A 14,635-nucleotide genomic window follows, 5' to 3' on the forward strand; every position below is an offset into this window, starting at 1 on the left:
ATCCGGAGGCCCTTCTTTCATTCAGCGATCGGTCAAAACCTAGCCCAGCAGGACATCCTTGGCGTGGCCGGCGAACTTGTGCATCTGGTGCGCCGCGTGCATGGCCAGATGGATGACGTGCGGATGCGCCACGGCGACCGGCGTCAGAATCGCGCACCACATCACCGCGGCGGGGAGGGCCGCGAACGCCATGCCTCTGTAGAGGGCGAGGGGAACAGGAAGCCGTTTCATTTCGTCACCATGCGCTGCAATTGTGATGGCATTAGGGCAGGCAAGATTGGTAGGCCCGGAGGGACTCGAACCCCCAACCAGACCGTTATGAGCGGTCGGCTCTAACCATTGAGCTACAGGCCCCCAAAACGCGGAACGCGACAAGAGGTGGCGGCGTGGGTACCACGCGACTCCACGAATTTAAAGCCTTGATTTGCCTTTATCAACCGGCGGCGGCAGCCGGAACCGCCTGGGCGCGCGGACGGATGATCAGCAGCACGGCGAAGGCCGCGATCAGGCACAGGCTGCCGCCGATCAGGAAAGCCGGAATGTAGCTGCCGGTCGTGGTCCGGATCAGCCCCGCCGTATAGGCGATGCCGGCCGCGCCCAACTGGTGGCCGCAGAAGATCCAGCCGAACACGACGCTGGCGCGCTCGCGACCGAACTTTTCGGCGGTCAGCTTGATCGTCGGCGGAACGGTGGCGATCCAGTCGAGGCCGTAGAATACCGCGAACGGCGACAGGCCGAACACCGTGAAGGTCAGGTGCGGCAGGTACAGCAGGGACAGGCCGCGCAGGCCGTAATACCAGAACAGAAGCCAGCGCGCGTCGAAGCGGTCCGACAGCCAGCCCGAGCCGATCGTGCCGACGAAGTCGAACAGGCCCATCATGGCCAGCACGCTGGCCGCGGCCACCGCCGCCAGGCCGAAGTCGCCGCACATCGACACGAAATGCGTCTGGATCAGTCCATTGGTCGAGGCGCCGCAAATGAAGAAGGTGCCGAACAGGATCCAGAAGGTCCGTGTCTTCGCCGCATCGCGCAGGATTTCAACGGGGCGCGCCATGGCGGGCGGGGCCGCGACCATGCCTTCGCGCTCGCCAAACGGCAGCAATCCGAGATCGGCCGGCCGCTCGCGCACCAAAAGCAGAACCAGCGTCAGGGCCACGGCCAACAGGCCGCACACCATGACCAGGGCCGTCCGCCAACCCGCGCTTTCCGACAGCTGGGCGATAATCGGCAGGAAGGCCAGTTGGCCGGTGGCGTTGCTGGCCGTCAGGATGCCGATGACCAGGCCGCGCTTTTCCGTGAACCAGCGGTTGGCGACCGTCGCGCCCAGGACGATGGCGGTCATGCCGGCGCCGCAGCCGACCATGATCCCCCAGAACAGCACGAGCTGCCACACCTGCCCGACAAACAGGGACGCGATCAGGCCTGAAGCGATAAAGGCCAGGGCCAGGGACACGACGCGGCGAATGCCGTAGCGGATCATCAGCGAAGCGGCGAAGGGCGCGATCACCCCGAACAGCAGCAGTCGGATGGCCAGGGCGCCCGAAATCTCGGCCGCCGTCCAGTGGAACTCCTTTTCCAGCGCCGGCATCAGCACGCCAGGGGCGCCCAACGCACATGCCGTCGTCAGCATGGTGAAGAAGGTGACGCCCAGCATCACCCAGCCATAATGGATGTTGTTTCGGGCGAGGCGGGCGGAGATTGCATTTGAAAACATACCGGCAAAATGCCCGGCGCAGAGAGATTCCACAAGAAAACGGACTGCCAAAGACGTGCGGGTCTTCCGCCATTCGGTTATTGCAGCCATATTGTCGTCACCGGCAGGCGGTATGAAATGCCACAGGGGTGTGGCATTCACGACTTTTTGGCCACAGGGCTGTCAAAATCGCTTGCCAACCTTTATTGTCTCAGGCGCCTGAACGGGAATCAGGCGCTTAACTGCTTTTGGGGTCGTCCCGGCCCACGGTTAATACCAGGATCAAAGTCATGACGGACAGGGATCGCGGCACATATTCGCCGCCGACCGAGGACAATCTGAGCTATGAGGCGCGCCGCCCGGCCGGCCGCGACCAGGCTCCCATCACGCTGATCATCAGCGGCATCTTCCTGGTGCTGCTGCTTCTGGCCGTCGTGATGTTCTACAATTCCGGCCTCAACAGCCATGGCCACGCAGCGCCGGAAGTCGGCGACGCCGTCGGCGACATCAAGGACGCCCAGGTCCAGGACGCCAAGCCGATGACGGACCAGGACCTGAATACGACGCAGGGCGAAGACCAGGCCAGCGCCCATTTCGCGCCGGGCACCGAAGCGCCGCTGCGCGACAGCTCGGCCTCGCAGGCCGCCGTTACTAACGAGGCGCCGCCGCCGGCCAAGCCGATCACCGGTCCGCTGCCGTCGCAGAGCGATAACGCCGCCATCACGGGCCAGGCCAGCCCGGCCGCCACGCCGGCCCCGTTGAAGCCCGCCGTACAGACCGTGACGCCGGCGGCATCCGGCACCACGGCCTCGAAAGCCCCGGCCGCTGAAAAGCCGGCCGAAAAGCCCGTCGCCAAGGCGGATACCTCTAAGGCGGATGCGTCGAAGAGCGCTGTCGCCAAGGCCGACACGGCCCAGAAAACCGAAAAGACCAAGACCGCCGACGCCACGACCGCCCCGACAAAGGGCGGCGTCATGGTCCAGATCGGCGCCTTCGATTCCACTGAGACCGCCAACAAGCAGTATGCCAGCGTCGCCTCGTCCTACGGCTTGTTCCTGTCGGGCACGTCGAAGCACATCGAAAAGGTCGAAACCCCCAAGGGCACCTTCTACCGCACGGCTTTCGCCGGCTTTTCGTCAGCCGACAAGGCGAAGTCCTTCTGTTCGGCGCTGAAGGCGGCCGGCCACGACTGCATCGTGAAATAAGGACGTTCGGACTTGGCCACACGCGCCTGCATCTTCGGCCTTTCCGGCCTTGAATTGACGACCGAGGAAAAGGATTTCTTCGCCGACGCCCAACCGGCGGGCTTCATCCTCTTCCGCCGCAATGTCGAAACCCCCGAACAGGTCAAGGCGCTGACGGACGCATTGCGCGTCACGGTGAAGCACGAGCCGATGATCCTGATCGACCAGGAAGGCGGGCGTGTGCGCCGCCTGCGGCCGCCGCACTGGCCCGACTATCCGCCTGCCGCCCAGTTCGCCGCCGTCGCCAATGATCGCGACGAAGAACGTTCGCTGGTCCGCATGGGTGCGCGCCTGATGGCCAACGACCTGTTCGCCCTGGGCATCAATGTCGACTGTGCGCCGGTGCTCGACGTGCCGCAACCCGGCGCCCACGACATCATCGGCGACCGCGCCTATGGCCTGACGCCTGAAGACGTCGCCGTCATGGGCCGCGCCGCCTGCGAAGGCCTGCTGGCCGGCGGCGTCCTGCCGGTCATCAAGCACATTCCCGGCCATGGCCGCGCCGGCGCGGACAGCCATGCCGCGCTGCCCATCGTCGAAACGCCGCTGGAAGAGCTGGTCAAGGTCGATTTCCTGCCGTTCCAGGCCAATGCCGACATGCCCCTGGCGATGACCGCGCACGTGCTTTACACGGCCATCGACAAGAAGCATCCGGCGACGACCTCGAAGAAGTGTATCCGCGTCATCCGCGACACGATCGGCTTCGACGGCCTGATCATGTGCGACGACCTGTCGATGAACGCCCTGTCGGGTGAGTTGAAGACACGCGCAAAGGCCTCGATCAAGGCCGGTTGCGACATGCTGCTCCACTGCAACGGCGAACTCGACCAGATGCGCGAAGTGCTGGACGAGACGCCCAAGCTCAAGGGCAGGGCGCACGACCGGTTCATTGCCGCCATGAAGCGCCTGCTGCGCACGCCGGAGCCGCTTGACGTGGCCGAGGCCCGCAAGCGTTTCGACGCCGCGCTCAGCCGCGCCGGCAAAACCGAGAGCCGCGCCGACCCGACCGAGTTCCAGGCGGCGACGTAAGATGGTATGCGGGTCGCATGCGCTCTTTTTTGCACCTCCCCGTGCGAAGCATGGGGAGGGGGACCGCACGACTGAGCCCTTGCGAAGGAAATGTGGTGGTGGGGTTTCTTACGTCCTTCCCCACGGCGTCGACCTAAAAGTAAGCAAGAAGCCCCACCACCACTTCGCTTTGCTCGCGGTCCCGCTTCCCATTTTCTGCGAAAACGGGGAGGTGCGGAACCATGGCCTCTAACCGCCAGATCACCGGTCTTGAACACGACGTCCAGCAGCGCCGGCTCGATTTCGACGGCGCGGCGCCCTCGACGCCTGAGGAAATCGCCCCCGACGACCTGCTGGTCCTCGATCTTGACGGTTACGAAGGCCCGTTGCACGTCCTGCTGGCCCTGGCGCGGTCGCAAAAGGTCGACCTGCTCAAGATTTCGATCACCCGCCTGGCCGAACAATACCTGGCCTTCATCCAGGAAGCCCGCCGCCTGCGCTTCTCGCTGGCCGCCGACTATCTCGTCATGGCGTCGTGGCTGGCCTACCTGAAATCCCGCCTGCTGCTGCCGCGCACCGAGCGCAAGGCCGGTGACGAGCCCGCCCCGGAAGAGCTGGCCCTGGCGCTGGCCTATCGCCTGAAGAAACTCGAAGCCATGCGCAAGGCGGTCGAGGCTCTGACCTCGCGGCCCCAGCTCAAGCGCGACGTCTTCGCGCGCGGCGACCCCGAAGCCCGCCTGATCATCCCGTCGGCCAAGATCGACGCCAATGTCTTCGACCTGATGAGCGCCTACGTCACCCAGCGCCGCCGCGAGGCCGAGCGCCATTACGATCCGACCCGCCGCATCGAGGCCTATTCGCTGGAAGACGCCCGCGACAACCTGCGCGCCCAGCTGCCGAAACTCAGCAACTGGACGGCGCTCGAAGACGTGGCGCCGGAACCGGTAGGCGAGGGCGGCCCCAAGCGCATTTCGTATCTCGCCTCGACCCTGTCGGCGTCGCTCGAACTGTGCAAGGAAGGCCAGTTGCAACTTCAACAACTGGCGACCTTCGACACCCTCTACATGCGTAAACGTCCCAAGCTGATCGGGGAGGCGCAGTCGTGACGCCCGAAGACGCCGAACGCGCCGTCGAGGCGCTGCTTTTTGCCGCCGCCGGGCCCCTGTCGGCCGCCGAACTGGCCTATCGCCTGCCGGAAGGCATCGATATCGGCAAGGCGCTGGCCGGGCTGAAAGGCCGCTATGCCGGGCGCGGCGTGGTGCTTGAGGTCATCAACGACCGCTGGCAGTTCCGCACGGCGCCCGACCTGGGCTACCTGATGGTCGAGGAGCGCGAGGAGCCGCGCCGGCTCTCCAAGGCCGCGCTCGAAACCCTGGCCATCATCGCCTATCACCAGCCGGTGACGCGCGCCGAAATCGAAGTCATCCGCGGCGTCGGCCTGTCGCGCGGCACGCTGGACGTGCTGCACGAAATGAACCTGATCAAGCTGCGCGGCCGCAGAAAGACGCCTGGACGCCCCGTGACCTACGGCACGACCGAATCGTTCCTCGAACAATTTTCGCTGCCCAGCCTGGCCGACCTGCCGGGTGTCGCGGAAATGCGGGCTGCCGGCCTGCTCGACATCAACGTCCCGGCCGATTTCATGGTCCCCGACCCGTCTTCGGCGCAGGCCGGGGAAGAGGAGGCGCCGCTCGACGATCTCGACGCGGTCGAATTCGCCCAGGACTTCCTGGAAGAACCGTCGGATACGTAATCTATAATTAAGCTTACGCGGATTTGTATAAAAGCGCTTTGAAGTCGCCGCAATTCGCGACTATATGAAGTGGAACGGCCATATCGGGCCATGGTTTTGTATCGGGCGCGCCGCGTATTCTGGTTTACGCCCCTGAGGAGACGATTATGGGTGCTTTAAGTATCTGGCACATTCTGGGCATCGCGATCGTTGCCCTGTTGCTGTTCGGCGGCGGCGGAAAGCTTTCCGGGATCATGGGCGATGCCGCCAAGGGCATCAAGGCGTTCAAGGACGGCCTGAAGGATGAGCCCGAAGACACGAAGAAGGCCAAGAAGGTCGAGGAAGAGCCGAAGGCGTAAGCCTTCGCCATAAGCGATATTTAAAGCGGCGCGCTGGGCGGTCCCGGCGCGCTGTCCTTTATTACCCAAGAGAGAAAGCGTCAGCGCATGTTGCCCGGTATCGGGGGCGGTGAAATCGTCGTAATCGCGGTGGTCGCCCTTGTCGTGGTCGGCCCCAAGGACCTGCCCAAGCTGCTGCGCCAGCTCGGCCGTTTTGTCGGCCGCATGCGCGCCATGGCGGATGATTTCCGCACTTCTTTCGAAGATATGGCGCGGCAAAGCGAGCTTGATGACCTGCGCAAGGAGGTCGAGGCCCTGCGCAATTCGCAAAGCCTGCCCGGCATTGCCGATATGAAGACCGAAATGACGTCGATCGAAAGCGACATCCATCAGTCGCTGAACGCCGTGCCGGTGCAGCCGGTCTCGGTCGAGCCGCTGGAGGCGCCGGTCGAGACCGCACACACCGATTCTAAGGTGGCCGATCCTCAACTTGAAGGCCTGCCGCCGCGCCGCGCGCTCGATGAAGGCGCCAAGACGCCACTGAAAAAACCGCAGCCGCCGCGCGCCAAAAAGGCGCCGGCCATTACCTCGGCCTCATCCGACGAAACGGCGCCGGTAAAACCGAAGCGGACCCGCGCGCCCAAGGCCAAGGCTGAAACCACGGACAGCGCATCATGAGCGAGGACATTGGCGGGCTTCCGCAAACTGTCGAAGACCCGACGAAGCGCGGCCTCGTGACTCAGGCCGACGCCGACCAGGCGGAAATCGAAGCCTCGCGCGCCCCCCTTATGGAGCACCTGATCGAGCTGCGCATGCGCCTGATCTGGATGGTCGCCGCCTTTGTCGTCTCCGTCATCGGCTGCTACTGCTTCCACGCCCATATCATGGGCTTCCTGGTGCACCCGCTGGCGGTCGCCTCGTCGCTGTACCAGGAGCAACAGAACCACGGCAAGGCCGGCCCGTTCGATCTGGCCTTCATCCTGCTCGGCATGAAGGCGATTTCCAACGTCAAGGACATCCCGCTGATCGCCACGGCGCCCATGGAGGTGTTTTTCACCAACCTGCGCATCGCCATGTTCGGCGGCATTATCGTCAGCTTTCCCGTCCTGGCCTTCCAGCTCTATCGCTTTATCGCGCCGGGTCTGTACCGTCGCGAACGCAACGCCTTCCTGCCCTTCCTGTTCGCCGCGCCCGTCCTGTTCCTCATGGGTATGGCGCTGGTGTACTACGCCATCATGCCGATGGTGCTGTGGTTCTCGCTGAACCAGCAGATCATCGGCGCCAACGGCGTCACCGTGCAATTCATGCCCAAAGTGTCGGAATACCTGCAGCTGGTCGAAACCCTGATGATCGCTTTTGGCTGTTGCTTCCAGCTGCCGATCGTCATCACGCTGCTGGGCCTGGCGGGGATTGTCAATTCCAAGATGCTGGGGCAGTTCCGCCGCTACGCCATCCTGGCGATCGTCGTCGTCGCGGCCATCGTGACGCCGCCGGATCCGATCTCGCAGTGCCTGCTGTCGGTCCCGATCATCCTGCTCTACGAAATCTCGATCCTGTGCGTGCGCATGATCGAATTCCGCCGGCCCAAGGCCACGGTTTCCTGACAGAATCGCTTTGACCTTACGGGCCCCAGCCCGTAAACGATGCGCTCTATCCCGGGCACGGACACGTCTTGTCTGCGCCATCTGAAACCGGAGCCGTCATCATGCACGATATCAAGGCCTTACGCGAAAATCCTGACATCTTCGTTCGGGGCTGGTCGTCGCGTGGCCGCGAATCGGCCCAGAAGGACGTGCATCTCCTGCAAAGCCTCGACGGCGAACTGCGCGCCGCCCAGACCGCCTTCCAGTCGGCCCAGTCGGAGCGCAACGACCTGTCGAAGCAGATCGGCCAGGCCAAGGCGCAGAAGGACGAAGCCCGCGCTGCCACGCTCATGGCCGCCGTCGAAGGCCTGAAGGGCAAGATCAACGAGGAAACCGAAAAGGAACGCGTCAAGGGCGAAGAACTGCGCGACCTGCTGGCCTCGCTCCCCAACCTGCCTTTCGATGATGTGCCCATCGGCACGGACGAACACGGTAATGTCGAGCAGCGCCGCTGGGGCACGCCCGTAGCGCTTTCCTTCCAGCCCAAGGACCATGCGGACCTCGGTGAAGCGCTCGGCCTTATGGACTTCGAAGCCGCCGCGAAAATCGCGGGGGCGCGTTTCGTCGTACTCAAGGGCCAGCTCGCGCGCCTTGAACGCGCCATCGGCCAGTTCATGCTCGACCTGCAAACCAGCGAGCACGGCTATACCGAGGTCAATCCGCCCGTCCTGGTGCGCGGCAATGCGCTTTTCGGCACCAACCAGTTGCCGAAGTTCGAGGAAGACCTTTTCAAGACGACCGACGACCGCTACCTGATCCCGACCGCCGAGGTCTCGCTGACCAACCTGGTGCGCGAAGCCATCACAGCCGAGGAAGAACTGCCCCTGCGCCTGACCGCGCTGACGGCGTGCTTCCGCGCCGAAGCGGGCTCGGCCGGGCGCGATACGCGCGGCATGATCCGCCAGCACCAGTTCCACAAGGTCGAGCTGGTGTCGATCACCACGCCGGAAACCTCGGGCGACGAACACGACCGCATGACGGACTGCGCTGAAACGGTGCTCAAGAAACTCGACCTGCCGTTCCGCACCATGCTGCTGTGCACGGGCGACATGGGCTTTGGCGCGCGCAAGACCTACGATCTCGAAGTCTGGCTGCCGTCGCAGGACACCTATCGTGAAATCTCGTCGTGCTCGAACTGCGGCGACTTCCAGGCCCGCCGCATGGACGCCCGCTGCCGCAAGGCGGGCGAAAAAGGCACGCGCTTCGTCCATACGCTGAACGGCTCGGGCCTGGCCGTCGGCCGCACGCTGGTCGCCATCATGGAAAACTACCAGGACGAGGGTGGCCGCATCAACATTCCGGCCGTGCTCCAGCCCTATATGGGCGGCCTGACGCATATCGGGTAAGAAAGGGTTTTGCCACGGATAAGCGGGGCGAAGCGCACCTTCTGTATTCCGGAGGCGCGGTCTACGCTCGTGGCTCGGACCATCCGTGGCCAAGTCTTACCGTCCGTAGCTTCGAACTGCGAACGTGAAAGTGATCCACAGATTACACAGATTTCACAGATTATTCCGAGACTTACGACGGCCCCCTGCGCGCACACGGTCGAAGATTGCGCTTCGCGCGTTTCAACGGGTAAAATCTAATCTGTGAAATCTGTGTAATCTGTGGATCACTTCCTTTTCCAACCTGCAGTCAGCTCCATAATTTTCCCGTGAGCCCGCTTGCGCGTGTTCACCAAATGGTCCTAAAACCGGCCTTCGTTAACGAAGGTTCCGATGCGTATTCTGCTTACCAATGACGATGGTTTCGAAGCCTACGGGCTCTCGCTTCTCCACGACATCGCGACAAGTCTGTCCGACGACGTCTGGGTCTGCGCGCCCATCGTCGAACAGTCGGGCAAGGGCAGGGGTGTCACGCTGCACGATCCGCTCCGCGTCAAACGCATCGACGCCAAGCGCTTCGCCGTTTCCGGCACGCCGACCGACTGCGTGCAGATCGCCGTCAACGACCTTCTGCCGTCGCCGCCGGACCTGGTGCTCAGCGGCATCAATCGTGGATTCAATCTCGCCCAGGACGTGACCCTGTCCGGCACGGTGGCCGGCGCCTTCCAGGGCATGACGCTGGGCATTCCGTCGATCGCCCTGTCGCAGTGCCTCGATTTCGATCACAACAGCGAAGACCAGTGGGACTCAGCCACGGGCCATGGCGCCGGCGTGCTGTCGGCGCTTATCGAACGTGGCTGGCCGACGGACGTCGTGCTCAATATCAACTTCCCGGACTGTCCGGCCGACGCCGTCACGGGCATCGAGGTCACGAAACAGGGTCTGCGCGACCTGCACGAAATGCACGCCGTCAAGCGTTGCGACCCGCGCGGCCGCCACTATTACTGGATGGACTTCCACAACTATCAGCAGACTCTGGTCGACGGTACCGACCTCAAGGCCGTCGCCGAGAACCGCATCTCGGTGACGCCGCTGCACCTGGACCTTACGCATTACGCGACGATGCACGAGCTGAAAAAGACGCTGGGCGGAACGGTCCCCAAGGCCGTTCGCCAGCCGGAGGCCGCGAAATGAGCGACGTGGAAATTCCCCCGGAAGAGACCCGGCTGCACCGGCTGCTGCGCGCGCTCAAGGACCAGGGCATCGAGGACCGCAAGCTGCTCCACGCCATGGAATATACGCCGCGCGACCTGTTCGTGCCTGAGCTGTTCCTCGACCGGTCGTGGGAAGATTCCGCCATCCCGATCAACTGTGGACAGACCATCTCCCAGCCCTTCATCGTCGGCCTGATGACCCAGGCGCTGAAGATCGAGGGCCGCCACCGCGTGCTCGAAATCGGCACGGGCTCTGGTTACCAGACGGCGATCCTGGCCCGGCTGGCGCGCTATGTGTACACCATTGAGCGTTACCGGTCGCTGATGCTGGAGGCCGAGATCCGCCATAAGCGGCTGATGTTGGAAAATATCATCTACCGTTTCGGCGACGGCTGGATCGGCTGGCCGGAACAGGCGCCTTTCGACCGCATCCTGGTCACGGCCGCCCTGCCGGAAGAACCGGTGGAACTGCTGGCCCAGCTCAAGCCCCGCGGCGGCATCATGGTCGGTCCGCAAGGCAAGGGCTCGACCCAGCGCCTTCTGCGTTACACGCGCACCGGCGACACCTACGAGACCGAGGACCTGGGCGAAGTCCGCTTCGTCCCCTTGATCGCGGGCGTGGCGAAGGAAAATTGAAAATTTTCGTATCTCCCTGTCGCGAAGCGACGGAGAGGGGCGGCCCGTGCCGACCGCACGACTGAGCGTTGCGAAGCACGGCGAAGGAGATGCGGTGGTGGGGTTTCTTACTTAAGCCGCAGGCTCCGGCAGAACCGCTAAACCGGCAGCCCCATCATCCTCAGACCCGGGCGCATCCATTGCACGGCGATCGCCATGGCGCCCAGCGCCGACAGGACCAGCACGGCCGGGATCAGCGCCTGGCCGGCATCGACGATCAGCGGCGTGACATAAGGCATGACGATGGCCAGGATGGCCGACACGGCCACGAACAGCACGCCGATCAACACCAGGTTTTCACGCAACTGTTGACGCTCGATGCGCGCCATGACTTCGACGGTGAAGGCGAGGTCGCGCTGGGGCAAGATGACCGAGGTTTCCTCGTCGGCCAACAGCAGGGCTTTCAAGGGATCTGGCAACGAATCCGCAGTCATGACTCTACTCCAAGCAACCGGTTGAGCGCCTCGCGCCCTTTCTGAATATGCGTCTTCACGGTGCCGAGCGGAAGCCCCAAAATCTCGGCGGCCTCGCTGTGGCTGTAATCGCCCGCCACACACAGCGACACGGCAGCGCGCACATCCAATGGCAAAACCTGCAGCGCCGCCTGGACCGACAGCTTCGTATCAACGGTTGACGATGCCGTCTGCGGCGTCAGGTCGTGCCATTGCGTGTCGCGCGCCGCCGCGCGGTTGAACCGCCGGCGGTCATTGCGCGCCTTGGCGAAGACGATGCCGCAGACGAAGGTGCGGAAACTGGCGTCCGGCCGCAGATGGTCGATCTTCTTCCACGCGGTCACGAAAGCCTCCTGCGCCAGGTCGTCGGCATCAGCCGGATTGGCCGCCAGCCGCCGCGCGAAGGCGCGCACGGCCGCCTGGTTTTCCGACACCAGCCTTGAGAAGGCGGTGTCGGATCCCCGGCGCGCGCGCTCGACAAGCGCGGCGTGGCTGCTGTCCCCCGGCTGTTCCATCTCGCGGCCAACCGGTCCTTAGTCCCGATACTCGTCGCGGTCGCGGTCTTTGGGATCGAGCCGCGGCGCGGTCAGGGCCTGGATCAGGCCGATGACGCCCAGCGCCAGCGCCGCGACACCGAACGCCATGGCCAGCGCGCTGAACACGGCCGGCCCGCCGCCATACTGGCCGAAATAACCGAAACCGGCCGCCAGCGAAGCGAAGACCACGACCTGCCACCACCAGCCATGGCGGCGGCGCCGCCAGCGGCGGCCGTAATGACGCCCTTCATAATCATATGCGCGCTGTTCGTCCGACTTGAGCGCGTCGAGCAGGGCGGCCGGCGGCTCCTGGCCCTTTTCCGCGTAGGTCTTGATCAGGTTCAGCATGTCGCTCTTGTGGCGATAGTGGAACAGGCTGCCGAAGACGCCCGCAACCATCCAGCCGAGCGGAAAGATGAGCCACCAGTAGCTGGTGAAGAGATGCACGAAGGTGTTCTGGTCCATAATAGCCTCACAGGTCGCGATAGAGGGCCGGGGGCACGTCCTTGCCCTTGTCGATATAGGCCTTCAGTACGTCGAGTCGTTTCCGTTCATATGCGCTGTAAAGGAACATGTGAACGATTCGGGACAGCAGGAAGCCGATCGGGAAAATCAGCCACCAGTACATCCAGACGATATGCACGGTCATAATCCAAAGCTCCGTTCGGCAGCGTCAATCGCCGCCTTTGATCCTGTATGTCCGCGGAGGCCGTGATCGGATGTGGCGCGGCGAAATTTTTTCAAAATAATTTCATCCCCGGCAAATTTTCCCGGCGATCCGCCATTTTGCCAGAATCGTGCGCAATTTGACGAAGTTGCTAACGAATCGTTATCCTTAATTTCGTCATAACGAACGGGCGCCGACGCCCGCAAGAATGACGGGCAGGGCGCGCATGCCGCCATATCCGTTCGAGGGAGCCAGGACGATGACCTCCGATGACCGCCGCAATCGCCTGAAGGGTGTAATCCGACTGTGCGCCATGGGCGCGCTGGGTGTGGGCATGCTGATGCTCCAGGCCTGTTCGACGGCCATGCCCGAGCCGAAATATCCCATCTATATGCAGGACAAGCCGGCCGAGGCGACCCAGACGCCCGCCCAGGCCGGCGACGACAAGCCGACCGTCCCGGCCATAACGGCCCAGGGCTCCAAGGGCGGCATCTCGTCCAGCGATCTTCCGCCGCCACCACCTCCGCCCCCGCCGCCGTCCGATACGGCGTCGTCCTCATCTTCCTCGTCGTCGCAGACCTCGGCGCCGGTCAAGGACACGCGCGCGGCCTTCGTCTATATCCTTCAGGCGCACGACACGCTCTACGGCGTTTCGCGCCGCTTCGGCGTGCCGGTGAAGGTGCTGTACGACCTGAACGGCCTCGAGCCGAATTCAGGCCTGCGCATCGGCCAGAAGATCCTGCTGCCCGCCAATGCCGTCGACAAGGGCTCGGAAGAGCACGCCGGCGGCCCGACCATGGTCAGGTTGCAAGCCGCGCTGGCCAAGCCTTCGGCACCGGCGCCGGCGCCGGCGTCCACGCCTGCAAAGCCGGTGGTGGCCGCCAGGCCGGCCACGCCCGCGCCGAAGGAAGCCGCAACCAAGGACGTGCCGGCGCCTGCCGCGACCAAGCCCGCCGTCACGCCGCCGTCGAAGCCGGTCGCGGTGACCCAGCCGCCCGCGCCCAACGGCTTCCCCAGCAATGCGCAACTGGCGCAGATGGGCAAGGGCCTGTTCGTCTGGCCGGTCCGCGGCAAGATCCTGGTGCCGTTCGGCCAGCTGGCGCCGAACGTGCGCAATGACGGAATCAATATTGCCGCCGACGAAGGCACCGACGTCCATGCCGCGTCCGACGGCGTCGTCGTCTACGAGGGCGACCAGGTCAAGGAACTGGGCAACACGGTCTACATCAAGCACCCGAACGGCTGGTACACTGGCTATTCGCACCTGTCGTCCATGACCGTGAAGAACAACCAGAAGATCACTAAAGGCGAGGTCATCGGCCATGTCGGCCAGTCGGGCGTCATCGACCGTCCGCAATTGCATTTCGAAGTGCGCTATACCCCGTCAACCGACATCGCCCGCCCGATCGACCCGACGCTGGTGCTGCCGTAAACAAAAAGAATCTCCTCCCTATGCGAAGCATTGGGAGGGGTATCTTCCTTTAGCTTCGCCCCCTCCGTCTCCCCCTTCGCCAAGGCTTCGGGTGACCCACCTCCCCATCTTGCGATGGGGAGGAGTAATAATAGCGGCTCCGCCGTCTCTATAAACAAAGTTGACCTTCTTTTTTTTGTGCCTATGTATGGCACACGTTTTTTGAGGGCAGGGGTGCCGGGAACATTGCGTCCTTACCTGTCCGGACCTTTTCGGGAGACTCGTTCGTGTTCGCTACCCCCGCCTTCGCCCAGACAGCCGGCGCCGCCGCCCCCGGTGGTGACTTCCTCAACATGCTGCCGCTGCTGATCGGCTTCGTCGCCATCATGTACTTCTTCATGATCCGGCCGCAGCAGGCCCAGGCCAAGAAGCACAAGGCCATGCTGGCCGCCATCAAGCGCAACGACACGGTGGTGCTGACCTCGGGCATGATGGGCAAGGTGACGCGCGTCGAAGAGACTGAAGTCATGGTTGAAATCGCCACCGGCGTGAACGTCCGCGTGGTCAAGGCAATGATCACCGATGTCCGCGCCAAGGGCGAACCCGCCCCGGCCAACGACAAGGTGGCATAAACAAGAGTATTCCGGCCCGGTGTCGTGGACGACGCCGGGCCGTTTCCTATCCGTATCGGGCTGAT

At 63.8% G+C, this 14,635-nt stretch carries 18 protein-coding genes and 1 tRNA gene; 12 read left to right on the forward strand and 7 right to left on the reverse strand.

All coding sequences use genetic code 11. The annotated features are described in order from the left end of the window. Window positions 1-39: 39 nt before the first annotated feature. The 3 genes from AB8717_RS10350 to AB8717_RS10360 all read right to left on the reverse strand — a co-directional run bounded on the left by AB8717_RS10350 (window position 40) and on the right by AB8717_RS10360 (window position 1,714). A complete protein-coding gene (locus tag AB8717_RS10350) occupies window positions 40-192 on the reverse strand; it encodes a hypothetical protein (protein WP_443747257.1) in 153 nt (50 codons plus the stop codon). A gap of 86 nt (window positions 193-278) precedes the next feature. Continuing rightward, window positions 279-354: transfer RNA gene (locus AB8717_RS10355), tRNA-Ile, on the reverse strand. Window positions 355-433: 79 nt separating this feature from the next. Continuing rightward, window positions 434-1,714, reverse strand: coding sequence for an MFS transporter (locus AB8717_RS10360; protein WP_443747258.1), 1,281 nt, complete (start codon window positions 1,712-1,714; stop codon window positions 434-436). 269 nt (window positions 1,715-1,983) lie between these two features. On the opposite strand from AB8717_RS10360, the gene AB8717_RS10365 reads away from it, so the two are divergent. The 10 genes from AB8717_RS10365 (at window position 1,984) to AB8717_RS10410 (ending at window position 10,833) form a co-directional block, all read left to right on the forward strand. Further along, a complete protein-coding gene (locus tag AB8717_RS10365) occupies window positions 1,984-2,898 on the forward strand; it encodes an SPOR domain-containing protein (protein ID WP_443747259.1) in 915 nt (304 codons plus the stop codon). A gap of 12 nt (window positions 2,899-2,910) precedes the next feature. Beyond that, window positions 2,911-3,966: a beta-N-acetylhexosaminidase gene (gene nagZ / locus AB8717_RS10370; RefSeq protein ID WP_443747260.1), complete on the forward strand. Its 1,056-nt coding sequence runs from the start codon at window positions 2,911-2,913 to the stop codon at window positions 3,964-3,966. Window positions 3,967-4,187: 221 nt separating this feature from the next. After that, a complete protein-coding gene (locus AB8717_RS10375; protein ID WP_443747261.1) occupies window positions 4,188-5,051 on the forward strand; it encodes a segregation and condensation protein A in 864 nt (287 codons plus the stop codon). Further along, window positions 5,048-5,698, forward strand: coding sequence for an SMC-Scp complex subunit ScpB (gene scpB, locus AB8717_RS10380; protein WP_443747262.1), 651 nt, complete (start codon window positions 5,048-5,050; stop codon window positions 5,696-5,698). Before AB8717_RS10375 ends, scpB begins: the two co-directional genes overlap by 4 nt. Before the next feature lie 146 nt (window positions 5,699-5,844). Next, window positions 5,845-6,036 carry a twin-arginine translocase TatA/TatE family subunit gene (locus AB8717_RS10385; RefSeq protein WP_443747263.1) on the forward strand — a complete coding sequence of 64 codons (192 nt, stop codon included), beginning with the start codon at window positions 5,845-5,847 and terminating at the stop codon, window positions 6,034-6,036. 87 nt (window positions 6,037-6,123) lie between these two features. Next, entirely contained in the window at window positions 6,124-6,693 is a 570-nt protein-coding gene (gene tatB / locus AB8717_RS10390; protein ID WP_443747264.1) for a Sec-independent protein translocase protein TatB, read from the forward strand. Further along, entirely contained in the window at window positions 6,690-7,619 is a 930-nt protein-coding gene (gene tatC / locus AB8717_RS10395) for a twin-arginine translocase subunit TatC (protein WP_443747265.1), read from the forward strand. Before tatB ends, tatC begins: the two co-directional genes overlap by 4 nt. 101 nt (window positions 7,620-7,720) lie before the next feature. After that, window positions 7,721-9,004, forward strand: a complete 1,284-nt coding sequence (gene serS / locus AB8717_RS10400; protein WP_443747266.1) for a serine--tRNA ligase — start codon at window positions 7,721-7,723, stop codon at window positions 9,002-9,004. A 372-nt stretch (window positions 9,005-9,376) separates the two neighbouring features. After that, the gene (surE, locus tag AB8717_RS10405; protein ID WP_443747267.1) at window positions 9,377-10,177 is read left to right on the forward strand and encodes a 5'/3'-nucleotidase SurE; all 801 of its coding nucleotides are present in this window, start codon (window positions 9,377-9,379) and stop codon (window positions 10,175-10,177) included. After that, window positions 10,174-10,833, forward strand: coding sequence for a protein-L-isoaspartate(D-aspartate) O-methyltransferase (locus AB8717_RS10410; RefSeq protein WP_443747268.1), 660 nt, complete (start codon window positions 10,174-10,176; stop codon window positions 10,831-10,833). The genes surE and AB8717_RS10410 overlap by 4 nt, the downstream gene beginning before the upstream one ends. A gap of 137 nt (window positions 10,834-10,970) precedes the next feature. On the opposite strand, the gene AB8717_RS10415 is transcribed toward AB8717_RS10410, so the two are convergent. The 4 genes from AB8717_RS10415 to AB8717_RS10430 are packed head-to-tail and all read right to left on the reverse strand — an operon-like array spanning window position 10,971 to window position 12,509. After that, window positions 10,971-11,306, reverse strand: coding sequence for a hypothetical protein (locus tag AB8717_RS10415; protein WP_443747269.1), 336 nt, complete (start codon window positions 11,304-11,306; stop codon window positions 10,971-10,973). Next, window positions 11,303-11,839, reverse strand: coding sequence for an RNA polymerase sigma factor (locus AB8717_RS10420; protein ID WP_443747270.1), 537 nt, complete (start codon window positions 11,837-11,839; stop codon window positions 11,303-11,305). Before AB8717_RS10420 ends, AB8717_RS10415 begins: the two co-directional genes overlap by 4 nt. A gap of 18 nt (window positions 11,840-11,857) precedes the next feature. Continuing rightward, a complete protein-coding gene (locus AB8717_RS10425) occupies window positions 11,858-12,325 on the reverse strand; it encodes a hypothetical protein (protein WP_443747271.1) in 468 nt (155 codons plus the stop codon). Window positions 12,326-12,332: 7 nt separating this feature from the next. After that, a complete protein-coding gene (locus tag AB8717_RS10430; protein ID WP_443747272.1) occupies window positions 12,333-12,509 on the reverse strand; it encodes a hypothetical protein in 177 nt (58 codons plus the stop codon). A gap of 277 nt (window positions 12,510-12,786) precedes the next feature. Between AB8717_RS10430 and AB8717_RS10435 the strand changes: the two genes are divergently transcribed. After that, window positions 12,787-13,959, forward strand: coding sequence for a peptidoglycan DD-metalloendopeptidase family protein (locus AB8717_RS10435; RefSeq protein WP_443747273.1), 1,173 nt, complete (start codon window positions 12,787-12,789; stop codon window positions 13,957-13,959). Between the two features lie 266 nt (window positions 13,960-14,225). Next, window positions 14,226-14,570: a preprotein translocase subunit YajC gene (gene yajC, locus AB8717_RS10440; RefSeq protein WP_443747274.1), complete on the forward strand. Its 345-nt coding sequence runs from the start codon at window positions 14,226-14,228 to the stop codon at window positions 14,568-14,570. The last annotated feature ends 65 nt before the right edge of the window (window positions 14,571-14,635 follow it).

The organism is Asticcacaulis solisilvae, assembly GCF_052327315.1.
Classification (GTDB): domain Bacteria; phylum Pseudomonadota; class Alphaproteobacteria; order Caulobacterales; family Caulobacteraceae; genus Asticcacaulis; species Asticcacaulis solisilvae_B.

Excerpts from the sequence above, each read along its gene's own strand:
- AB8717_RS10350 (WP_443747257.1), bottom strand. The coding sequence starts at position 192 with ATGGCGTTCGCGGCCCTCCCCGCCGCGGTGATGTGGTGCGCGATTCTG.
- AB8717_RS10360 (WP_443747258.1), bottom strand. The coding sequence starts at position 1,714 with ATGTTTTCAAATGCAATCTCCGCCCGCCTCGCCCGAAACAACATCCAT.
- AB8717_RS10365 (WP_443747259.1), top strand. The coding sequence starts at position 1,984 with ATGACGGACAGGGATCGCGGCACATATTCGCCGCCGACCGAGGACAAT.
- AB8717_RS10375 (WP_443747261.1), top strand. The coding sequence starts at position 4,188 with ATGGCCTCTAACCGCCAGATCACCGGTCTTGAACACGACGTCCAGCAG.
- AB8717_RS10385 (WP_443747263.1), top strand. The coding sequence starts at position 5,845 with ATGGGTGCTTTAAGTATCTGGCACATTCTGGGCATCGCGATCGTTGCC.
- tatB (WP_443747264.1), top strand. The coding sequence starts at position 6,124 with ATGTTGCCCGGTATCGGGGGCGGTGAAATCGTCGTAATCGCGGTGGTC.
- tatC (WP_443747265.1), top strand. The coding sequence starts at position 6,690 with ATGAGCGAGGACATTGGCGGGCTTCCGCAAACTGTCGAAGACCCGACG.
- serS (WP_443747266.1), top strand. The coding sequence starts at position 7,721 with ATGCACGATATCAAGGCCTTACGCGAAAATCCTGACATCTTCGTTCGG.
- surE (WP_443747267.1), top strand. The coding sequence starts at position 9,377 with ATGCGTATTCTGCTTACCAATGACGATGGTTTCGAAGCCTACGGGCTC.
- AB8717_RS10410 (WP_443747268.1), top strand. The coding sequence starts at position 10,174 with ATGAGCGACGTGGAAATTCCCCCGGAAGAGACCCGGCTGCACCGGCTG.
- AB8717_RS10415 (WP_443747269.1), bottom strand. The coding sequence starts at position 11,306 with ATGACTGCGGATTCGTTGCCAGATCCCTTGAAAGCCCTGCTGTTGGCC.
- AB8717_RS10420 (WP_443747270.1), bottom strand. The coding sequence starts at position 11,839 with ATGGAACAGCCGGGGGACAGCAGCCACGCCGCGCTTGTCGAGCGCGCG.
- AB8717_RS10425 (WP_443747271.1), bottom strand. The coding sequence starts at position 12,325 with ATGGACCAGAACACCTTCGTGCATCTCTTCACCAGCTACTGGTGGCTC.
- AB8717_RS10430 (WP_443747272.1), bottom strand. The coding sequence starts at position 12,509 with ATGACCGTGCATATCGTCTGGATGTACTGGTGGCTGATTTTCCCGATC.
- AB8717_RS10435 (WP_443747273.1), top strand. The coding sequence starts at position 12,787 with ATGACCTCCGATGACCGCCGCAATCGCCTGAAGGGTGTAATCCGACTG.